Genomic DNA, 18,165 nt, shown 5'->3' with positions numbered 1-18,165 from the left:
CCATCTCCGCATGATCGACATCTTGGTGCTCACCCCCGACGACTGGCCCACCTGGCGGGAGCTACGGCTGGCCGCCCTCGCCGAGGCGCCGGACGCGTTCGGCTCACGGCTCGCCGACTGGCAGGGTGACGGCGATCGCGAGCAGCGCTGGCGCGACCGGTTGAGCATCCCCGGCTCACTCAACCTGGTGGCCGCCCTGGCCGGGCGTCCGGTCGGGATGTCGAGCGGCGTACCCACGTCGGACCCGCTGACGCGGGACCTGATCTCGATGTGGGTGCATCCCGACGCTCGCGGCAGCGGTGTCGGCGACCGCCTGGTGAACGAGGTGGCGCACTGGGCCCAGAAGCGCGGCGCGGAGCGGCTACGGCTCTCCGTCCGGGTGGACAACGCGCGCGCCAAGTCCCTCTACCACCGCGCCGGCTTCCGCTTGACCGACGAGCCAGGTGACCTCATGCCCGACGGCGTACGCCGAGAACAGATCATGCTCCGCCCCCTCCGCCCCACCCCCTCGCACTAACCAACAACCCCCGTCACCCCGCGCCGCCCCGTCACCCCCCGTCCCGCCGCGTCGATCATGGAGTTGTGGTGGTCGACAAAGCACCCACTGACGGGCAAACCAGGCACCACGACTCCATGATCGACGAGACCCGGGCAGCCGGTGCGGCGATCTTGCACTTTCGGTTGCCAGATCGCGGCCTATGCCCCTTTCGTCGCGACAGAAAGTGCAAGATCGCGGGGCAGGGCGTGGGCGGGGCAGGGAAGGCCGGGCGGGGCAGGGCAGAAGGGGCAAGATCGCGAGGGCGGAGGGCGGGGGCTGGGCTGGGCGCGCGCCCGGGCGGGGGTGAGAGCTGCGGGCGGCGAGGGTCAGACCAGGCAGTTGACGATCTCGGCGACCGAGCGGCGGCGGCCCGTGTAGAACGGGACCTCCTCGCGGACGTGCCGGCGGGCCCCGGAGGCGCGCAGGTCCCGCATCAGGTCGACGATCCGGTGCAGCTCGTCGGCCTCGAACGCGAGCATCCACTCGTAGTCGCCAAGCGCGAACGAGGCGACCGTGTTGGCGCGTACGTCCGGGTAGCCGCGTGCCATCTTCCCGTGCTCGGCCAGCAGCTCACGCCGCTCGGCGTCGGGCAGCAGGTACCACTCGTACGAGCGCACGAACGGGTAGACGCACAGGTAGGGGCGGGCCTCCTCGCCGGCCAGGAACGCCGGGATGTGGCTCTTGTTGAACTCGGCCGGCCGGTGCAGCGCCATCTGCGACCACACCGGGGTCAGCGCCCGGCCCAGCGTCGTGCGCCGGAACCGCAGGTACGCGTCCTGGAGGGCGTCGCTCGACGCCGAGTGCCACCAGATCATCACGTCCGCGTCGGCGCGCAGGCCGGCCACGTCGTACACGCCCCGGATCACCACGTCCTTGCCGGCCAGCTCGTCGAAGAGGGACTCGACCTCACCGGTGACGTTGTCCCGCAGCGACGGCAGCGTTCCGCTGGCCCGGAACACCGACCACATCGTGTAGCGGATGCTGTCGTTCAGCTCGCGTAGCCGGGCCGCGTTGGTCTGCTCGCTCATCTCGCCGATCCTCCCAGTGCTGTGATGATCTCGTCGGCCGCCGTCTCGCCGGAGCGGACGCAGACCGGTATGCCGACACCGTCGTAGCCGGCGCCGGCGAGGACCAGGGTGGGGTGCGCGGCCCGCAGCGCCGTCCGCGCGGCGGCAACCCGGTCGGCGTGCCCCGGGGTGTACTGCGGCAGCGCGCCGCCCCACCGCTGCACGTGCCCGTCGACCGGGGCGGGCAGCGGGGTGTCGAGCACGGCCGACAGCTCCCGGTGCACCGTCGCGGCCAGGTCGGCGTCCGGGCGCTGGAGCTGCGCCTCCTCGCCGTAGCGGCCCACCGAGGCGCGCACCAGCGCCAGCCCGTCCGGCCGCCGCAGGTGCCCCCACTTCGTGGTGAAGAACGTCGCCGCCTTGATCAGCAGCCCCTCGGTGCTCGGCACCAGGAAGCCGGACAGCTCGGGCAGCGGCGGCTGCGGCAGCGCCAGGGTGACCAGCGCGACGCTCGCGTAGTCCAGCTCGCCGACGACCGACGCGGCCTGCGGGGCCGGGCCGGCGAGCAGGCGGGCCGCCGGCCGGGCCGGCACCGCCAGCACCACGGCGTCCACGTCGACGCTCTGCGGATCGCGGGTCGGGCCGACGGTGAGCCGCCAGCCACTGTCGGTCCGGGTCACCTCGCGCACGGCGGCGTCCCGTCGGATCGTCGCGCCGCTGGCCGTCACCGCCGCCTCGATGAGGGTGCCCAGCCCGCCGGCCAGGGTGCCGAAGACCGGGGCGCCGGGTGCGCGCGGGGCGGCGGCCTGCGCGGCCCGGACCGCGCCGACCAGGGTGTGCTCCACCCGCGCCGCGCGGGCCAGCGCCGGCATCGTGGTGACCAGGGACAGGTCGTCGGCGCGGCCCGCGTACACGCCGCCGAGCATCGGGTCGACCAGCCGGTCGACCACCTCGTCACCGAAGCGGGAGCGGACCAGCGCGCCCACCGAGACGTCCGCGTCGGGCCCGACCAGCGGCCGACCGCCGTCGAGGTCGGCGTCCGCCGCCGGCCGGGCGACCGCCGCCACCCGATCCAGATCCCCGGGTACGCCCACCAGCGTCCCGCCCGGGATGGGGCGCAGCCCCCCGTCGACCACCAACGCGGCCTGCCCGACGGTGGGGTGCACGATCTTCTCGGCCAGCCCGAGCCGGCGGGCCAGCGCCACCGCCGCGCTCTCGGCCCCGGTGGGGTCGCGCATCAGGAACGACTCGGCGCCGAACTCCACCGGTCCACCGGCCAGCGTGCCGGTGCGCAGCTTGCCACCGAGCGCGCCGGACTGCTCGTACACGGTGATCTCGGCGCCCTCCGGCGCGCGGTCGCGCAAGCGGACCGCGGCGGCCAACCCGGCGATCCCGCCGCCGACCACCGCCACCCGCCAGGGCTGCCGCATCGCCTTCTCAGCCCTGGTCGGCCCGGCGGCTGGACACCTCGTGCACCAGCGCGACCACCCGGGTCAACACGTCCGGGTCAACCTCCGGCAGCACACCGTGGCCGAGGTTGAACACGTGCCCGGGGGCGGCCCGGCCCTGCTCGACGATGCGGCGTACCTCGGCCTCGACCACCGGCCACGGCGCGAGCAGCACGGCCGGGTCCAGGTTGCCCTGCACCGCCCGGTCCGGCCCGATCCGGCCGGTGGCCACATCCAGTGGTGTACGCCAGTCGACGCCGACCACGTCCGCGCCGGCCTCACCCATCGCGCCCAGCAGCTCGGCGGTGCCCACCCCGAAGTGGATGCGCGGCACACCGGCGTCCGCCAACCCGCTGAGCACCTCCGTCGAGTGCGGCAGCACGTAACGGCGGTAGTCGGCCTCGGAGAGCGCGCCGGCCCACGAGTCGAAGAGCTGTACGGCGGACACCCCGGCCTCGATCTGCACCCGCAGGAAGGCCAGGGTCACCTCGGCCAGCCGGGCGCAGAGCGCGTGCCACAGCTCGGGGTCGCCGTACATCAGGGCCTTGGTCTTGGCGTGGGTCCGCGACGGGCCACCCTCGACGAGGTAGCTGGCCAGCGTGAACGGCGCCCCGGCGAAGCCGATCAGCGGGGTGTCGCCCAGCTCGACCACGAGCTGCCGGACGGCCTCGTCCACGTACGGGACGTCGTCGCGGCTGATCGGACGGATCCGCTCGACGTCGCCGGCGGTACGGATCGGCTCGGCGACCACCGGGCCGGTGCCCGGCACGATGTCCAGGTCGATCCCGGCCGCGGCGACGGGCACCACGATGTCGCTGAACAGGATGGCCGCGTCCACCCCGTGCCGGCGAACCGGCTGGAGGGTGATCTCGGTGACCAGCTCCGGGCGGCGGCACGACTCCAGCATCGGCACGTTGGCCCGGATCTCCCGGTACTCCGGAAGGGAGCGTCCCGCCTGGCGCATGAACCAGACCGGGGTGTGCGGGCCGGGCCGACGCCGGCACGCCCGGACGAAGGGCGAGTCGGCCGGGCCGCCGGGGCGCGGGTGTCCGTCTCGGGCGGCAGTGCCCGTGGTATCCGTGGTCATCGCCGCAATCGTGCCACGCCGCCCACCTCGGACCGGGTGGGGGTGAGAGGAAGGGCACGTTCCACACCCGGACGCCTCTCGCGAGTGTCGGCGCGCCGTCGAAGCGGGCGACCACACGGCGGCATAGGCTGCCGACATGGCCCCCCCGATCGCGCTCCCGGAGACCTTCGCCCGCGCGGTCGCCGGGCTCCGGTCGCCGGCGCCCCGGCCGGAGATCACCCTGGAGGAGGTCGGCGCGCCCCAACGACTCGCGCCGTACACGTTCGCGCTCTCCGCGACGGTGCTGCGCGACGGCGACGAGGTGGCCACCGGGCGGCTGATCCTGCTGCACGATCCCGCCGGGCACGAGGCGTGGCAGGGCACCCTGCGGTTAGTCACCTATGTGACGGCCGAGTTGGAGGTCGACCTCGCCGCCGACCCGCTGCTACCCGGGGTCGGCTGGACGTGGCTGACCGACGCCCTCGACACGCAGGACGCCCGTCACCGCGCGATCGGCGGAACGGTCACCCAGACCATGTCGACCCGGTTCGGTGACCTGGCCGGCCCACCGACGGCCGGCGACATCGAGATCCGCGCCTCCTGGACACCCGTCGACGACAACCTGGCCCCCCACCTGCTCGGGTGGTGCACCCTGCTCGCCTCGACGGCCGGTCTGCCCCCGCCCGGGGTCACCGCGCTCGCCGACCGCCGCCCGGCCGCCACCGCCTGAGGGCGGGGGTGGCGGCGGGCGGCGCGGCGGATCAGAGGTAGTTCTCCGCCTCGTCGCAGACCTTGTCGAGGCCCTTCATCGCCGCGTCGTACTTGCTCTTGTTGCCGGCGGCCGCCGCGCCCAGCGCCGTGGTCAGCTTGTCCAGGCAACTGGCGATGACCTTCTTCTGCCGGGTCTGCTCGTCACGGTCGTTCCGGGTACCGGTCAGATCCTGCTCGGTGTTGTCGAGCTTGTCCTGCATGACCTGCAGTTCGGTCTTGAGCCGACCGATCTCGGTGGTGTTGGCCGCGATGGTGCCGTCGCGCTGGCTGACCTGGACGTTGAGGCGCTTCTCGGTCCGGTTCAGCTCGTTGTTCTTGGTCACGAACAGCCCGGTCATCACCCCGCTTACGAGGAAGAGCAGCGTGGCCACCAGAGCCAGCACCAGCACGGCGCGGCTGCGCCGCGGGGCCGGCGCAGCGCCGTACGGCGCCATACCGGGCGGGCCCGACATGGGCTGCCCGTACGCGGGACCGGAGACCGGCGGGCCCGACATGGGCTGCCCGTACGCCGGGCCGGAGACCGGCGGGGCCGACATGGGCTGCCCGGCGTACGGCGGGGCGCTGGCCGGGTAGGCGGTCGTCTGGCCGGCGCCGTACTGCGGGGCGGCCTGGCCCGGCGCGTACTGCTGCGGCGGCATCGCCTGGCCCGGGGCGTACTGCTGCGGGGCGGGCTGACCGGTCGGGTACTGCGCGGTCGGTTCGGTGCCGGTCGGCTGGGGCACCGCCGCGTGCGGCACCGTCGCGTCGGCGTCGGGCGCACCGGCCGGCGGGGTGGCGGCCGGCGGCGTCGGCGCGGCGGGCGGGGTGCCCTCCGGGCCGGTCGGTGGCTGGGACATGTTTCTTCCTCCAGGTGAGCGGGTCCTCCGCTGGTGGGCGCGACGGACCGGATGCAGCGTCGGGATCGTCCGGGGCCGAGGACCCGGACGGGGTTGGGGACGGCCCGGAGGGCCGTGGGGTGGCGCGAGCGGCCGAGGCCGCGGGTCAGCAGATCTTGAAACCGTCGCAGGCGACCTTGATCGGTACGGCCAGCCCGATGCCCTCGGCGTCGCGAGCCTTGGCGGTGGCGATGCCGACCACCTGCTTGCTGCCGTTGATCACCGGGCCGCCGGAGTTGCCGGGGTTGATCGGCGCGTCGAACTGGATGGCCGGGCCGGAGCCACCCTGGGCGGCGCGCAACGCGCTCACCACACCGGTGGTGACACTGTCTTCCAGGCCGAGCGGAGCGCCGACGACGACGATCTGCTGGCCGGACTTCACGGCGGTGGGCGCGGTGACCAGGCCGGTGAACTTGCCGGTGGTACGCAGGTGCGCCACATCGTTGGTCTTGTCGACCTTGACGATGGTCGCCGGGAAGCGCTGGTCCGTGCGCTCCAGGAAGACCTCGCGTCCGCCGCCCTCCCACACCGACTCGACCACGTGGAAGTTGGTGAACAGGTTGGTGCCGCCGCCGGCCGCCGGCTTGCCCACCGCGAACGCGCTGCCGGTGAACTGGCCGGCGCGTACCCGGAACACGCTGGGCAGTACGGCGCTGGCCACCGCCTCCGGGTTGAACGCGGCGCCGGCCTGCTTCTCCAGGGCGTCGGCGCGCTTCTCAAGGCCGTCGAGGCGGGCGCCGTCGCCGTCCTGGGCCTGCGCCAGCCGGCCGTCGGTGGCGGCGAGCCGGTCACCGAGGCGGTCGAGCTGGTACGCCTGCACACCGACCACGGCGGCCAACGCGACGACGAGCACCGTGGCCAGCACGACCGGCCAGCGGCGTCGGGTGGGTCGCACCGGCGGCGGGGTGACACCCGGCCAACCGGGCTGGCCGGCGGGGTACGGCGGCGCGCTGGCCAGGTCTCCGGCCGGCGGGTAACCACCGCCGTACGACGCGGGAACGACCGGGGCGTACGGCGCGGGCCCCGCCGGGTAGGGCGCTTGTCCCGGCGGCGCGGCGGGCGGGCCGGCCGGAACCGGACCCTGACCCCACTGCCCGCTGTTGGGCGGCGCCGACCAACCGGTGCGGGGCGTCGGGACGGCCATGGGTTGCTCGGTGCCGCCTGGCGTGCCGGACCAGGTGGCGCCGACCGGTGGATGCGGTTCGATGCGCGGGGGCAGCGGACCGGGCCGTTCGGCGGCTGAACCGCTCATGCCGTCCGGGTCGGCGCCCATCGGTCGCCCGTCGCCCGCACCGAAACCAGCCGTCATGATCGTCTTGCCCTTCCCCGTGATCTCCCCGTGCGGCCGTCATCCCGGATGTCCACCCGATCGGGGCCGACGGCTCGATGGACCGTACCTGCGCGAACGGGCTTTGTCTCCCCCGATGTCCGGCATCCGAAAGGACGCCTTGCGGACACCTGGTCGACACACGCCGGACCGGCTGCGCACGCGGGATCGGTGCGCGCACTAGGGTTGGCAGGTGACCGACGAACCACCCCTGCGCCGTCGGCCCACCGCAGAACCTCCGGGACACGCACCCCAGCACCCGCCGTCGGCCCAGCCGCAGCCGGCGGGCGAGGGGCCCGACCCGACCGACGGTGGGCCCGTTCCGCTGACCGCACCGCGTGACGGCACCCCCGAACCGGTGGCCACCCCGGCCGAACTCGCCGAGGTCGTGGCCCGTTTCGCGGCGGGCACCGGCCCGGTTGCCCTCGATGCCGAACGCGCCTCGGGCTACCGCTACAGCCAACGCGCGTACCTCGTGCAGCTACGCCGCGCGGGCGCCGGCACGGCGCTGATCGACCCGCTGCCGCTGCCCGACCTCAGCACGCTGGACGCGGCGATCGGCGACGCCGAGTGGGTGCTCCACGCGGCCAGCCAGGATCTGCCGTGTCTGGCCGAGGTGGGGCTGCGCCCACGCCGGCTGTTCGACACGGAACTGGCCGCACGGCTGGCCGGGTTCGAGCGGGTCGGCCTGGCCGCGCTGACCGAGCAGCTACTCGGCTACACCCTGGAGAAGCACCACTCGGCGGCCGACTGGTCAAATCGCCCGCTGCCCGAGTCGTGGCTGACCTACGCCGCGCTCGACGTGGAGATGCTCACCGATCTGCGCGACGCGCTCGACGCCGAACTGGCACGGCAGGGCAAGTCGGCCTGGGCCGCCGAGGAGTTCGCCGCCCTGGTCCGTACCGGCGCACGCCCGCCCCGGGTGCGTGCCGAGCCCTGGCGGCGCACGTCCGGCATCCACCGCGTGCGAGGGGCGCGGGCTCAGGCCCGGGTCCGCTCCCTGTGGTACGCCCGGGACCAGATCGCCGCCCGACGGGACGCCGCGCCCGGTCGGGTGCTGCCCGACTCGGCCATCGTCGCGGCGGCCGAGCTGGACCCGAAGGACGAGAAGACGCTGCTGACACTGCCCGGTTTCGGCGGCCGATCAGTCCGCCGGCTGGCCCGTACCTGGCTGGCCGCGCTCGACGACGCCCGGGAGCTGCCGGACGACGCCCTGCCGGTCACCCCGACGGTGGAGGGGCCACCCCCACCGCACCGGTGGGCCGAGCGGGACCCGGTGGCGGCCGGTCGCCTGGCCCGCTGCCGGGAGGTGGTGGTCCGTCTCGCGGGCGAGCACAACCTGCCCCCGGAAAATCTGATCACCCCGGATTCGGTACGTCGGCTGGCCTGGACTCCTCCGGAGGAGATCACCGAGGCAACGGTGGCAGAGGCGCTCCGCGGCTTCAACGCCCGCGAGTGGCAGATCGGCCTGCTCAACGCACACCTGACCGAGGCCCTGGCCCCCAACCCCATCCCCTGACCCACCCCCTCCCCCCGCCGTTGATCATGAAGTTATCGCCATCGCCATCGGCGTGTCGTGACAACAACTTCATGAGCAGCGAGGTGGGACGGGGGTGTGGGGTGGGCCACAGTGGGGCGTGGGGACGGGGTTGGTTACTGGCGAGTAGCATTCCGGGTGACGTGCCCCGCCCGGCCGACGCTCGTTCGGTCCGGAGCGCCGCCCAGCGGTGCGGAGGCCGAATTGTGGTCGATTAGGAGGCTCAAGTGCCCCGTGAAGTTCGGGATGTCGTCTTCGTCGACGGCGTCCGTACCCCATTCGGCAAGGCGGGTGGCATGTACGCCAACACCCGCGCCGACGACCTGGTGATCCGCTGCATCCGGGAACTGCTGCGCCGCAACCCGCAGCTCCCGCCGGAGCGGGTCGAGGAGGTCGCCATCGCTGCCACCACCCAGATCGGCGACCAGGGCCTCACCATCGGCCGTACGGCCGCGCTGCTGGCCGGCCTGCCCAAGACCGTTCCCGGCTTCGCCATTGACCGGATGTGCGCCGGCGCGATGACCGCCGTGACCACCGTGGCCAGCGGCATCGCCATGGGCGCGTACGACGTCGCCATCGCCGGCGGCGTCGAGCACATGGGCCGCCACCCGATGGGTGAGGGCGTCGATCCCAACCCGCGCATCATCGCCGAGAAGCTGGTGGACCCGTCGGCGCTGGTCATGGGCGCCACCGCGGAGAACCTGCACGACCTGGTGCCGCACATCACCAAGGAGCGCACCGACGCGTTCGCGCTCGCCTCGCAGCAGAAGACCGCCAAGGCGTACGCCAACGGCAAGCTCCAGGACGACCTGGTGTCGATGTCCATCCGCGACGCCGAGGGCGGCTGGGGTCTGGCCGGAGTGGACGAGGCTCCCCGGGACACCTCGATGGAGAAGCTCGCCACCCTGAAGACCCCGTTCCGCCCGCACGGCAAGGTCACCGCCGGTAACGCGGCCGGCCTGAACGACGGCGCCACCGCGAGCCTGCTCGCCGACGAGGCGACCGCCCGCGAGCTGGGCCTGCCGGTCGCCATGCGGCTGGTGTCGTTCGGCTTCGTCGGGGTGGAGCCGGAGGTGATGGGCGTCGGCCCGATCCCGTCGACCGAGAAGGCCCTGCGCCTGGCCGGGCTCACCATCGACGACATCGGCCTGTTCGAGCTGAACGAGGCGTTCGCCGTACAGGTGCTCGCCTTCCTCGACCACTTCGGCATCGCCGACGACGACCCGCGGGTCAACCCGTGGGGCGGCGCGATCGCCATCGGCCACCCGCTCGCCTCGTCCGGCGTACGGCTGATGACGCAGCTGGCCCGCCAGTTCGCCGAGCACCCCGAGGTCCGCTACGGCGTGACCGCGATGTGCATCGGCATCGGCATGGGCGGCACGGTCATCTGGGAGAACCCGAACTGGGAAGGTGGCGACAAGTGAAGGCACCGAACGAGGTCGTCACCAGGGCGCTGCTGCGTCAGGTGAACGTGCCGGGGCTGGACCGTCCGGCCGCCCTGATCACCCTGGACAACGGCTTCGACCACACCAAGCCGAACACGTTCGGCCCTGGTGGGCTGGCGAGCCTGGACGAGGCGATCAGCGCCGCGCTCGCCGCCGACCCGGCGTTCATCGCGGTCACCGGCAAGCCGTACATCTTCTGCGTGGGCGCGGACATCGTCGGCCTGCCGCAGCTCGCCGACCGCGCGCAGGCGCTGGAGATCGGTCGGCTCGGTCACCGGGTCTTCGCCCGGCTCAAGGACAGCAGCGTGCCCACGTTCGCGTTCGTCAACGGCGCGGCCATGGGTGGCGGCCTGGAGTTGGCGCTGCACTGCCACTACCGGACGCTCTCCGGCGGCGCTGCCGCGCTGGCCCTGCCCGAGGTCTCCCTCGGTCTGGTGCCCGGCTGGGGCGGCACGCAACTGCTGCCGAACCTGATCGGCATCCCCGCCGCCACGCAGGTGATCATCCAGAACCCGCTCATGCAGAACAAGATGCTCAAGCCGAAGCAGGCCGCCGAGCTGGGCATCGCGGACGTGCTGCTGGAACCGGCCGACTTCCTGGAGCGCTCGCTCGAGTGGGCCGCCGGTGTGGTGCGCGGCCAGGTCACGGTGACCCGGCCCGAGGTCGACAAGGACATGTGGGCGGGCGTGCTCTACTTCGCCCGGGAGACGCTGAACCAGCGGCTGCACGGCGCGGTACCGGCCGCGTACAAGGCGTTGGACCTGCTGGAGATCGCGAAGGACGGCGACTTCGCCGCCGGCACCGCCGCCGAGGACGAGGCCCTCGCGGACCTGGTCTTCTCCGAGGAGCTGCGCAGCGGCCTGTACGCCTTCGACCTGGTGCAGCGGCGGGCCAAGCGCCCGGCCGGCGCACCGGACAAGGGCCTTGCTCGCACGATCACCAAGGTCGGCATCGTCGGGGCCGGCCTGATGGCCAGCCAGTTGGCGCTGCTGTTCGCCCGCCGCCTCCAGGTGCCGGTCGTCATGACCGACCTCGACCAGGCCCGGGTGGACAAGGGCGTCGGCTACGTGCACACCCAGATCGAGAAGGCCGTCACCAAGGGCCGGATGGACAAGGGCACGGCCGCCAAGCTGTACGGCCTGGTCAGCGGCACGGTCGACAAGAGCGCCTTCAGCGATGCTGACTTCGTCATCGAGGCGGTCTTCGAGGACCTGGGCGTCAAGAAGCAGGTGTGGGCCGAGCTGGAGAAGATCGTCTCCCCGGAGGCGGTGCTCGCCACCAACACCAGCTCGCTGTCGATCACCGAGATGGCGGCGGAGTTGGAGCACCCGGAGCGGGTGGTCGGCTTCCACTTCTTCAACCCGGTGGCGGTGCTGCCGCTGCTGGAGATCGTCCGGGGCGAGCGCACCGACGACGCCACCCTGGCCACCGCGTTCGCGGTCGGCAAGCAGCTCAAGAAGTCGAGCGTGCTCGTCAAGGACGCCCCGGCGTTCGTGGTGAACCGGCTGCTCACCCGCTTCCTGGGTACCGTCTTCGCCGCCGTGGACGCCGGCACCCCGCTGGACGTCGCGGACAGCGCCCTGGACCCGCTGGGCCTGCCGATGCGACCGCTCGCCCTGCTCCAGCTCGTCGGGCCGGCCGTGGCGTACCACGTGGGCGGCACCCTGCACGCCGCGTACCCGGACCGGTACGACGTCAGCGAGAACCTGAAGCGGATCGCCGACTCGGGTCAGCCGCTCGTCGTCGACGACCAGATCAACGCTGAGGTCGCGAAGCTGCTGGTGGTGGGCGATGAGCCGCTGACCGCCGAGCAGGTACGGCAGAACGCGCTCGACGCGCTCGCACAGGAGATCCGGCTCATGCTGGACGAGGGTGTGGTCGCCGAGGCACAGGACATCGACCTGTGCATGATCCTGGGCGCCGGCTGGCCGTTCCACCTGGGCGGTGTCACGCCGTACCTGGACCGCACCGGCACCTCCGAGCGGGTCACCGGCCGGCGGTTCCTGCCGCGCGGGGCGGCGAGCCTGCCCGCCTGACCGATCAGCTCCTCCGTCGCGGTGGCCGGACCGTCCCTCGTGGACCGGGCCGGTCACCGCGACCGTTTGCGGGCGGTCGTGGTGGCCCGCGGGACCCGGTCGGTACCGCACGGGTGCCCTGACCGGGTTACGATCACGCGTTTCGCACCCCATCCTGGAGCTGACTGATGTCCTAGCCACCGGCCAACCCCTTCGGGCCGCCGCCGCACGACTCCCCCCTCCCGCCGCAGCAGCCGGGCCAGCCGGCAGCGCCGTACCAACCGGGCCAGCCGGCAGCGCCGTACCAGCCGGGCCAGCCGGCAGCGCCGCAGCAGCCCGGCCCGCCGCAGCCCGGTTGGCCGCAGCAGCAGGGCTTCCCGCCCCCGCAGCAGCCCGGTGGCTGGCCGCAGCAGCAGGGCTTCCCGCCCCCGCAGCCGGGGCAGCCCTACGGGGGCCCGCACCTGGCCGGCCCGCCGCCGAAGAAGTCGAACGTCGGCAAGATCCTCCTGATCGTGCTGGCCGTCGTGCTCGTGCTCTGCCTCGGCGGCGCGGCGATCACCTGGTTCGCGGTCAAGGACGAGGTGGGCGACGTCGTCGACGCCACCAAGACCCGGGTCGTCGCACCGGCCGCCCTCGCCGGCCGGGCCAAGAACACCGACCCGCAGTTGCAGACGGTCGCCGACCAGATGGTCACCCAGATGAAGACCGAGGTGCAGAACGAGACCAGCACGGTCGGCGCGTTCTACGGCGATCCGACCAAGCAGGACCTCGTCCTGATCGCCGCGGTGTCCGGCGTGATGGCCGACCCGAAGAAGGAGCTGGACGAGGCGGTGACCGGGCTCGCCAGCCAGCTGTCGGTGACCAACATGGCGGCGGTCGAGGCGGGGCCGCTGGGTGGCGACGCGCGCTGCGGCGACGGCAAGGCCGAGAGCGTCCCCCTCGGCGTCTGCGTCTGGGCCGACCGGGGCAGCGTGGGCCTGGTGGTCATGTACTTCAAGACCGCCGCAGAGGCCAAGGCGGAGTTCGTCGGCGTCCGGGGTCAGATCGAGCAGCGATCCTGAACGAACGCACGACCGGGCCCCGGCCACCCGAGGGTGACCGGGGCCCCGCCGTACCGCCGTCAGGCGACCGGGAAGTACGCGTCGAGCTTGCCGCGTAGGTGAGCCGCGTAGATGAAGCCGAGCGTGGGGCTCCCTCGGAAGGCGGCGGCGACGCCGGTACGGGCGTCCACGGCCACCGGACGGGCCAGCGCGGCGAACTTCAGCCGCTGCTTCTCCTGGGCCCACGCCGCGGCTGCCGGCTCGACCTCAAGGCCGACCAGGGCGGGGAGCACCGCCACCCCGTTCTGGAAGCCCCGCAGTTGCCCCTTGCGCGCCAGCACGTAATCCATCGCCGAGGTGCTGAACGCCTCCAGGACGTCGGCCGTCACCCGCATCGTCGGCGCGGCGATCGTGAACAGGTGCAGCTTGGTGGCCATCCACCGCATCCTGAAGTCGCCCCGGTAGCCGATCAGCACCGGCGTGCCACCCCAGTCCTCGATCCGCACCTCGCAACCGTCGGCCCGCAGCCGGTCACCGGTCGCGGTGAGGTACGCCTGCACCGGCTCCATCGCCGTCGTGTCCATCCGCCACACACCCCTCACCCTGCTGTGGCCGCTCATCTAACAGCACCGGGCGCGCACCCCGCCACTGCCATGATCGCCGATCAAGTGGATGTCCATTACGGACCTTTAGCGTCTGTCGCGTCATTGATGCCTGCATAAGTATTGGAGTACGAGAGTGGGCTCAACCATCATCCGACGCGGTGTCGCCGCGGCGGCGGGCGTCCTGCTCGCGTCCGCGCTGCTGCCGATCAACGCGCAGGCCGCTCCCCCCGGCGGCAGGGTCGCCGAGGCGGCGAACTCGCTGCGGGCGAGTCTCGGCGCGGAGGGCATCGTCGAGATCGACCGCGACACCGCGACGCTGCGGCGGCTGGCCCGGCTCGACGGTTACCTGACCGGGCCGAGCGCTGCCGCTCCCGAGCGGATCGCCCGCGAGTATCTGGCGGCCCATCGCTCGGCCGTCGGCCTGACCGCCGCCGAGATCGCCGCCCTGCGGCTGCGCAAGGACTACGTCGACATCGAAGGCACCCACCATCTGAGCTTCGTACAGCGCGTGAACGGGGTCGACGTCGTCGGCAACGGCCTCAAGGCGCACGTCACCAGGGACGGCCGCCTGATCGCGGTCGACGGCGTGCCGCTGGCCGGGCTGCCCGCCACGCTCGGCGCGGCGCGCGTGGACGCCGTCGCCGCCCACCGAGCCGCGGTACGCACCGTGTCGGGCGTGCCGGCCGCGGCCGTGCGCTCCCGGACCACGTCGTCCGCGACCTTCTCCGACGGCGGTCGCGCCCGCCAGGTCGTCTTCAACACGAAGGCCGGCCCGAGACTGGCCTGGGAGGTGATCGACATGGCCGGGGGCTACCTCAGCGTGCTGGACGCGGCCGACGGCAGCGTCCTCTTCCAGCGGAGCATGGTCGCCAACCACCACGCGACGACGTGGCAGAACTACCCGGGCGCCCCGGTCGGCGGAAGCCAGCGCACGGTCGACCTGAACAGGTGGTTGCCGCCGAACGCGACCCGGCTGGAGGGCAACGTCGGGCACGTCTACTCCGACGTGAACGCCGACAACGTCGCCCAGGCGTCGGAAGAGGTCGCGCCGAACGCCGGGAGCAGCTTCGATTTCCCGTTCACGAACTTCTCCGACCAGGTCGGCGCCCCGTGTTCGGCGCAACGGCAGTGCTCGTGGAATCCGGCGGTGCCGTACTCCTGGCAGACCAACCGCGAGCAGAACGCCGCGCAGCTCTTCTCCTTCCTCGGCACCTGGCACGACCACCTCGCGGCCGCACCGATCGGCTTCACCCGGGCGGCCGGCAACTTCGAGGCGGTCGACGGCGATGCGGTCGTCGCCGAGGCGATGGACGGCGCGGACACCGCCAACGGCCTGCCGGACAGCAAGCACGCCAACAACGCCAACATGACGACCCCGCCGGACGGCATGGCGCCGCGCATGCAGATGTACCTGTTCGTCAAGTCGGCAAGCGTTCTCGCCGGCAACTCGGGAGACACCGCGGACATCCTCTACCACGAGTACACCCACGGACTGTCCGACCGGCTGGTGGTCGACGCCAACGGCAACTCGACCCTCATCAGCGCCCAGGCGCAGGCGATGTACGAGGCGTGGAGCGACTGGTACGGCCTGGACTACCTGGTCGACAGCGGTCTCGAGCGGGACGACGCCGTCGACGGTGACGTCCGCGAGGGCGACTACATCCTGGGCGGTCGTTCGGTGCGTAGCGAGGCGATGGACTGCCCGGTGCACAGCACCGAGCCGGTGTGTGCCGGCAACCCCGCCGCGGGCACGGGCGGCTACACGTACGGCGACTACGGCAAGATCCGCAACTCGTCGACCGTGCCGGGGACCACCGAGCCGGAGATCCACGCCGACGGTGAGATCTGGGCACAGACGCTCTGGGACCTGCGTGCCGCGATCGGCAGCCGCCTGGCCCGCTCGCTGATCACCCGGGCGATGGAGCTGTCGCCGTCGGACCCGTCCTACCTGGACATGCGCGACGCGATCCTGCTGGCGGACCGGGTGGTGAACCACGGTCGCGGGCAGCGGGAGATCTGGCGGGTCTTCGCCGCGCGTGGCATGGGCCTGCACGCGAGTACGGACGGCGCCAGCGACACCACTCCGACCGAGGACTTCTCGGTGCCCCGGCGCTGACGCGCCGGCATGGGTACGGCGGGGCGTCGCGACTGCGGCGTCCCGCCGTACGGCACCAGGCCGACGGCGTCTAGCCCGCCGGCCCCGCCGGGGTCGCCGCCCGCTCGGCGGCGCTGCGCAGCACGCAGAACTCGTTGCCCTCCGGGTCGGCGAGCACCACCCAGCCGGCGCCGTCCGGCCTGGTTTGATCGTCGACGAGGGTCGCGCCGATGCCGAGCAGCCGCTCAACCTCCTCGGCCCGGGTCCGGTCGGCGGGTTGCAGGTCCAGGTGCAGCCGGTTCTTCACCGCCTTGCCCTCGGGCACGGCGATGAACAGCACCTCCGGGCCGCCCGGCGGCAGCAGCATCGCCTCCGGGTCGCCGGGAAGGTCGTCCGGCTGCATCGGGCAGTCGAAGACCTTCGACCAGAAGCCGGCCAGGGCGTACGTGTCGGCACAGTCGATGCTGATGTTGTGGATCGTCGAACTCACAGTGGTCCTCCACGAGGGTGATGTCGCGCAATCGTCGCTCAGCCGCTGATGGCCACCGGGCCCGGTACCGCCGGGGCGTCCACCGCCGGCAGGGTGACGGTCACATCCAGGCCGCCACCGGGCTGGGCGACCACCCGGACCGTTCCACCGTGCGCCTGACAGACCGCGCGGACGATGGACAGCCCCAGGCCGGAGCCGCGCGCGCCGGTACGTTCCCGGCCGCCGCGCCGGAACGGCTCGAAGAGCCCCGGCACGTCGGCCTGGTCCACCTCGAAACCGGTGTTGCCCACCACCAGCCACGAGCGGTCGCCGTCGGTGCCCGTCCGTACCCACAGCCGGCCGTGCAGGTGGTTGTAGCGGACGGCGTTCTCGATCAGGTTGCCGGCCAACCGGTCCAGCAGCCCCGGGTCGCCGACCACCGGGGCGGACTCCAGTGACGTCTGCACCCGCAGGCCGATCCGGTCGACCTCGCGGCGCATCGCGGACAACGCGTTGGCGGTGCCCGTGGCCAGGTCGCACTCGCTGCGCCGGCCCAGCCGACCCCCGGCCTGGGCCTCGCTGCGGGCCAGCACCAGCAGCGCGTCCACCAGGCTGTTCGCGCGCTCCGAGGCGTCCCGCACCACGGTCGCCATCCGGCGGTACTCGGCGGCGTCCGCGTCGTCGTCGCTGAGCGTCACGTCGATCTCGGTCCGCATGACGGCGAGCGGGGTACGCAGCTCGTGCGAGGCGTTCGCCACGAATCGCTTCTGCGCCTCGAACGCGGACGCGATCCGGTCCAGCATCGCGTCGAACGTCTTCGCCAGCTCGGCCACCTCGTCGTCCGCGCCCGAGTAGCCGATGCGCTGGTCCAGGGTCGCCTCACCGAGCCGCTGGGCGGTCGCGGTGACCTGGTGCAGGGGTCGCAGCGCCCGGCCGGCCACCGCGTACGCGCCAGCGACCCCCACCACGCTGATCGCCAACAGCGCGACCAGGCCCTTGGCCAGCAACTCCCCGGAGGCGGAGTCGACGAGTTGACGCTGCCACTGGGCGGCGTCCAACTCGCCGCCGTCGGCAAGCAGCACGGTCGTGCCGGGCAGCAGTTCATCGGTGGGCCGCAGCGCGTCGCGCACCAGCAGCCAGGCCAGCAGCACCAGGATCGCGCCCGCGCCGACCAGCAGTACGCCGTTGAGCAGCGTCAACCGCAGCCGCAGGGTGGGCCGCAGCCGTGCCGGCCGGCTCACGGCAGCACCTCGGCGGTGCGGTAGCCCGCCCCCACCACCGTCTCGATCAACGGCGGATCGCCGAGCTTCTTGCGCAAGGTCATGACGGTCACCCGGACGATGGTGGTGAACGGGTCGGTGTTGGCGTCCCAGACCCGCTCCAGCAGCTCCTCGCTGGACACCACCGCGCCGCGGGCCTTGAGCAGCTCGCTGAGCACGCCGAACTCCTTGTTCGTCAGGTCCACCGGCACACCGGCGCGGGTGGCGACCCGGCGGGCCGGGTCGAGCACCAGGTCGGCCAGTTCGAGCACCGGCGGCGCGGCCGGGGTGGCCCGCCGACCCAGCGCCTGCACCCGGGCGACCAGCTCGTCGAACGCGAACGGCTTGGGCAGGTAGTCGTCCGCGCCGAGTTGCAGCCCCTCCACCCGGTCGGCCACGGTGCCGCTCGCCGTCAGCATGAGCACCCGGGTCAGCGCCCCGGAGGCGGCGAGGTCGGCGCAGATCTGGTCGCCGTGCACGCCGGGCAGGTCGCGGTCGAGGACCACCACGTCGTACCGGGTGACGAACGCCGCCTCGTGGCCGGCGTCACCGTCGTACGCCACGTCGACCGCCATGCCCCGCTTGCGTAACCCGCGCGCGATCGCGTCGGCGAGGTTGCGTTCGTCCTCGACCACCAGTACCCGCATCCCGGCCTCCTCGCTGCTGACCAC

General features: G+C 72.9%; 16 protein-coding genes. 7 read left to right on the top strand and 9 right to left on the bottom strand.

Going from position 1 to position 18,165, the window contains the following annotated elements; all coding sequences use genetic code 11:
• Positions 1 to 10 precede the first annotated feature (10 nt).
• The gene (locus AB0I89_RS09355) at positions 11 to 517 is read left to right on the top strand and encodes a GNAT family N-acetyltransferase (protein ID WP_357122798.1); all 507 of its coding nucleotides are present in this window, start codon (positions 11 to 13) and stop codon (positions 515 to 517) included.
• Positions 518 to 864: 347 nt separating this feature from the next.
• On the opposite strand, the gene hemQ is transcribed toward AB0I89_RS09355, so the two are convergent.
• The 3 genes from hemQ to hemE are packed head-to-tail and all read right to left on the bottom strand — an operon-like array spanning position 865 to position 4,077.
• Entirely contained in the window at positions 865 to 1,566 is a 702-nt protein-coding gene (hemQ, locus tag AB0I89_RS09350) for a hydrogen peroxide-dependent heme synthase (RefSeq protein ID WP_357122795.1), read from the bottom strand.
• Positions 1,563 to 2,972, bottom strand: a complete 1,410-nt coding sequence (gene hemG / locus AB0I89_RS09345; RefSeq protein ID WP_357122792.1) for a protoporphyrinogen oxidase — start codon at positions 2,970 to 2,972, stop codon at positions 1,563 to 1,565. The genes hemQ and hemG overlap by 4 nt, the downstream gene beginning before the upstream one ends.
• Positions 2,973 to 2,979: 7 nt before the next feature.
• Positions 2,980 to 4,077, bottom strand: coding sequence for a uroporphyrinogen decarboxylase (hemE, locus tag AB0I89_RS09340; protein ID WP_357122789.1), 1,098 nt, complete (start codon positions 4,075 to 4,077; stop codon positions 2,980 to 2,982).
• A gap of 136 nt (positions 4,078 to 4,213) precedes the next feature.
• Here hemE and AB0I89_RS09335 point away from each other — a divergent pair, with 136 nt between their 5' ends.
• Positions 4,214 to 4,786, top strand: coding sequence for a DUF3000 domain-containing protein (locus AB0I89_RS09335; RefSeq protein ID WP_357122786.1), 573 nt, complete (start codon positions 4,214 to 4,216; stop codon positions 4,784 to 4,786).
• Positions 4,787 to 4,817: 31 nt separating this feature from the next.
• Here the strand turns inward: AB0I89_RS09335 and AB0I89_RS09330 are convergent, their stop codons facing one another.
• Together AB0I89_RS09330 and AB0I89_RS09325 are read right to left on the bottom strand one after the other, a co-directional pair.
• The gene (locus AB0I89_RS09330) at positions 4,818 to 5,663 is read right to left on the bottom strand and encodes a hypothetical protein (RefSeq protein ID WP_357122783.1); all 846 of its coding nucleotides are present in this window, start codon (positions 5,661 to 5,663) and stop codon (positions 4,818 to 4,820) included.
• A 145-nt stretch (positions 5,664 to 5,808) separates the two neighbouring features.
• The gene (locus AB0I89_RS09325; protein ID WP_357122780.1) at positions 5,809 to 7,011 is read right to left on the bottom strand and encodes a trypsin-like peptidase domain-containing protein; all 1,203 of its coding nucleotides are present in this window, start codon (positions 7,009 to 7,011) and stop codon (positions 5,809 to 5,811) included.
• A gap of 211 nt (positions 7,012 to 7,222) precedes the next feature.
• On the opposite strand from AB0I89_RS09325, the gene AB0I89_RS09320 reads away from it, so the two are divergent.
• From AB0I89_RS09320 to AB0I89_RS09305, 4 genes are all read left to right on the top strand, one after another.
• Positions 7,223 to 8,548, top strand: coding sequence for a ribonuclease D (locus AB0I89_RS09320; RefSeq protein ID WP_357122776.1), 1,326 nt, complete (start codon positions 7,223 to 7,225; stop codon positions 8,546 to 8,548).
• 245 nt (positions 8,549 to 8,793) lie between these two features.
• Complete coding sequence (locus AB0I89_RS09315; RefSeq protein ID WP_357122774.1) at positions 8,794 to 9,990, top strand: thiolase family protein; 1,197 nt, start codon at positions 8,794 to 8,796, stop codon at positions 9,988 to 9,990.
• Positions 9,987 to 12,047, top strand: a complete 2,061-nt coding sequence (locus AB0I89_RS09310; protein WP_357122770.1) for a 3-hydroxyacyl-CoA dehydrogenase NAD-binding domain-containing protein — start codon at positions 9,987 to 9,989, stop codon at positions 12,045 to 12,047. The genes AB0I89_RS09315 and AB0I89_RS09310 overlap by 4 nt, the downstream gene beginning before the upstream one ends.
• Positions 12,048 to 12,538: 491 nt before the next feature.
• Positions 12,539 to 13,087 (top strand): hypothetical protein, encoded by a 549-nt coding sequence (locus AB0I89_RS09305; protein WP_357122767.1) that lies wholly within the window; start codon positions 12,539 to 12,541, stop codon positions 13,085 to 13,087.
• A gap of 59 nt (positions 13,088 to 13,146) precedes the next feature.
• Here the strand turns inward: AB0I89_RS09305 and AB0I89_RS09300 are convergent, their stop codons facing one another.
• On the bottom strand, positions 13,147 to 13,650 hold the full coding sequence (locus AB0I89_RS09300; protein ID WP_357122764.1) for a levansucrase: 504 nt from the start codon (positions 13,648 to 13,650) through the stop codon (positions 13,147 to 13,149).
• Positions 13,651 to 13,804: 154 nt separating this feature from the next.
• Here AB0I89_RS09300 and AB0I89_RS09295 point away from each other — a divergent pair, with 154 nt between their 5' ends.
• Positions 13,805 to 15,787, top strand: a complete 1,983-nt coding sequence (locus tag AB0I89_RS09295) for a M36 family metallopeptidase (protein ID WP_357122761.1) — start codon at positions 13,805 to 13,807, stop codon at positions 15,785 to 15,787.
• Between the two features lie 70 nt (positions 15,788 to 15,857).
• On the opposite strand, the gene AB0I89_RS09290 is transcribed toward AB0I89_RS09295, so the two are convergent.
• From AB0I89_RS09290 to AB0I89_RS09280, 3 genes are read right to left on the bottom strand one after another with little or no spacing between them, the layout of a single operon-like run.
• Positions 15,858 to 16,256: a VOC family protein gene (locus AB0I89_RS09290; protein ID WP_357122758.1), complete on the bottom strand. Its 399-nt coding sequence runs from the start codon at positions 16,254 to 16,256 to the stop codon at positions 15,858 to 15,860.
• A gap of 38 nt (positions 16,257 to 16,294) precedes the next feature.
• The gene (locus tag AB0I89_RS09285) at positions 16,295 to 17,476 is read right to left on the bottom strand and encodes a HAMP domain-containing sensor histidine kinase (protein ID WP_357122755.1); all 1,182 of its coding nucleotides are present in this window, start codon (positions 17,474 to 17,476) and stop codon (positions 16,295 to 16,297) included.
• Entirely contained in the window at positions 17,473 to 18,141 is a 669-nt protein-coding gene (locus AB0I89_RS09280) for a response regulator transcription factor (protein ID WP_355053305.1), read from the bottom strand. Before AB0I89_RS09280 ends, AB0I89_RS09285 begins: the two co-directional genes overlap by 4 nt.
• Between the last annotated feature and the right edge of the window lie 24 nt (positions 18,142 to 18,165).

This window comes from Micromonospora sp. NPDC049801, from assembly GCF_040656575.1.
Taxonomy (GTDB): Bacteria; Actinomycetota; Actinomycetes; order Mycobacteriales; family Micromonosporaceae; genus Micromonospora.
The sequence above is the reverse complement of the archived record's forward strand: the minus strand, read 5'-3'. Positions and strand labels throughout refer to the sequence as shown.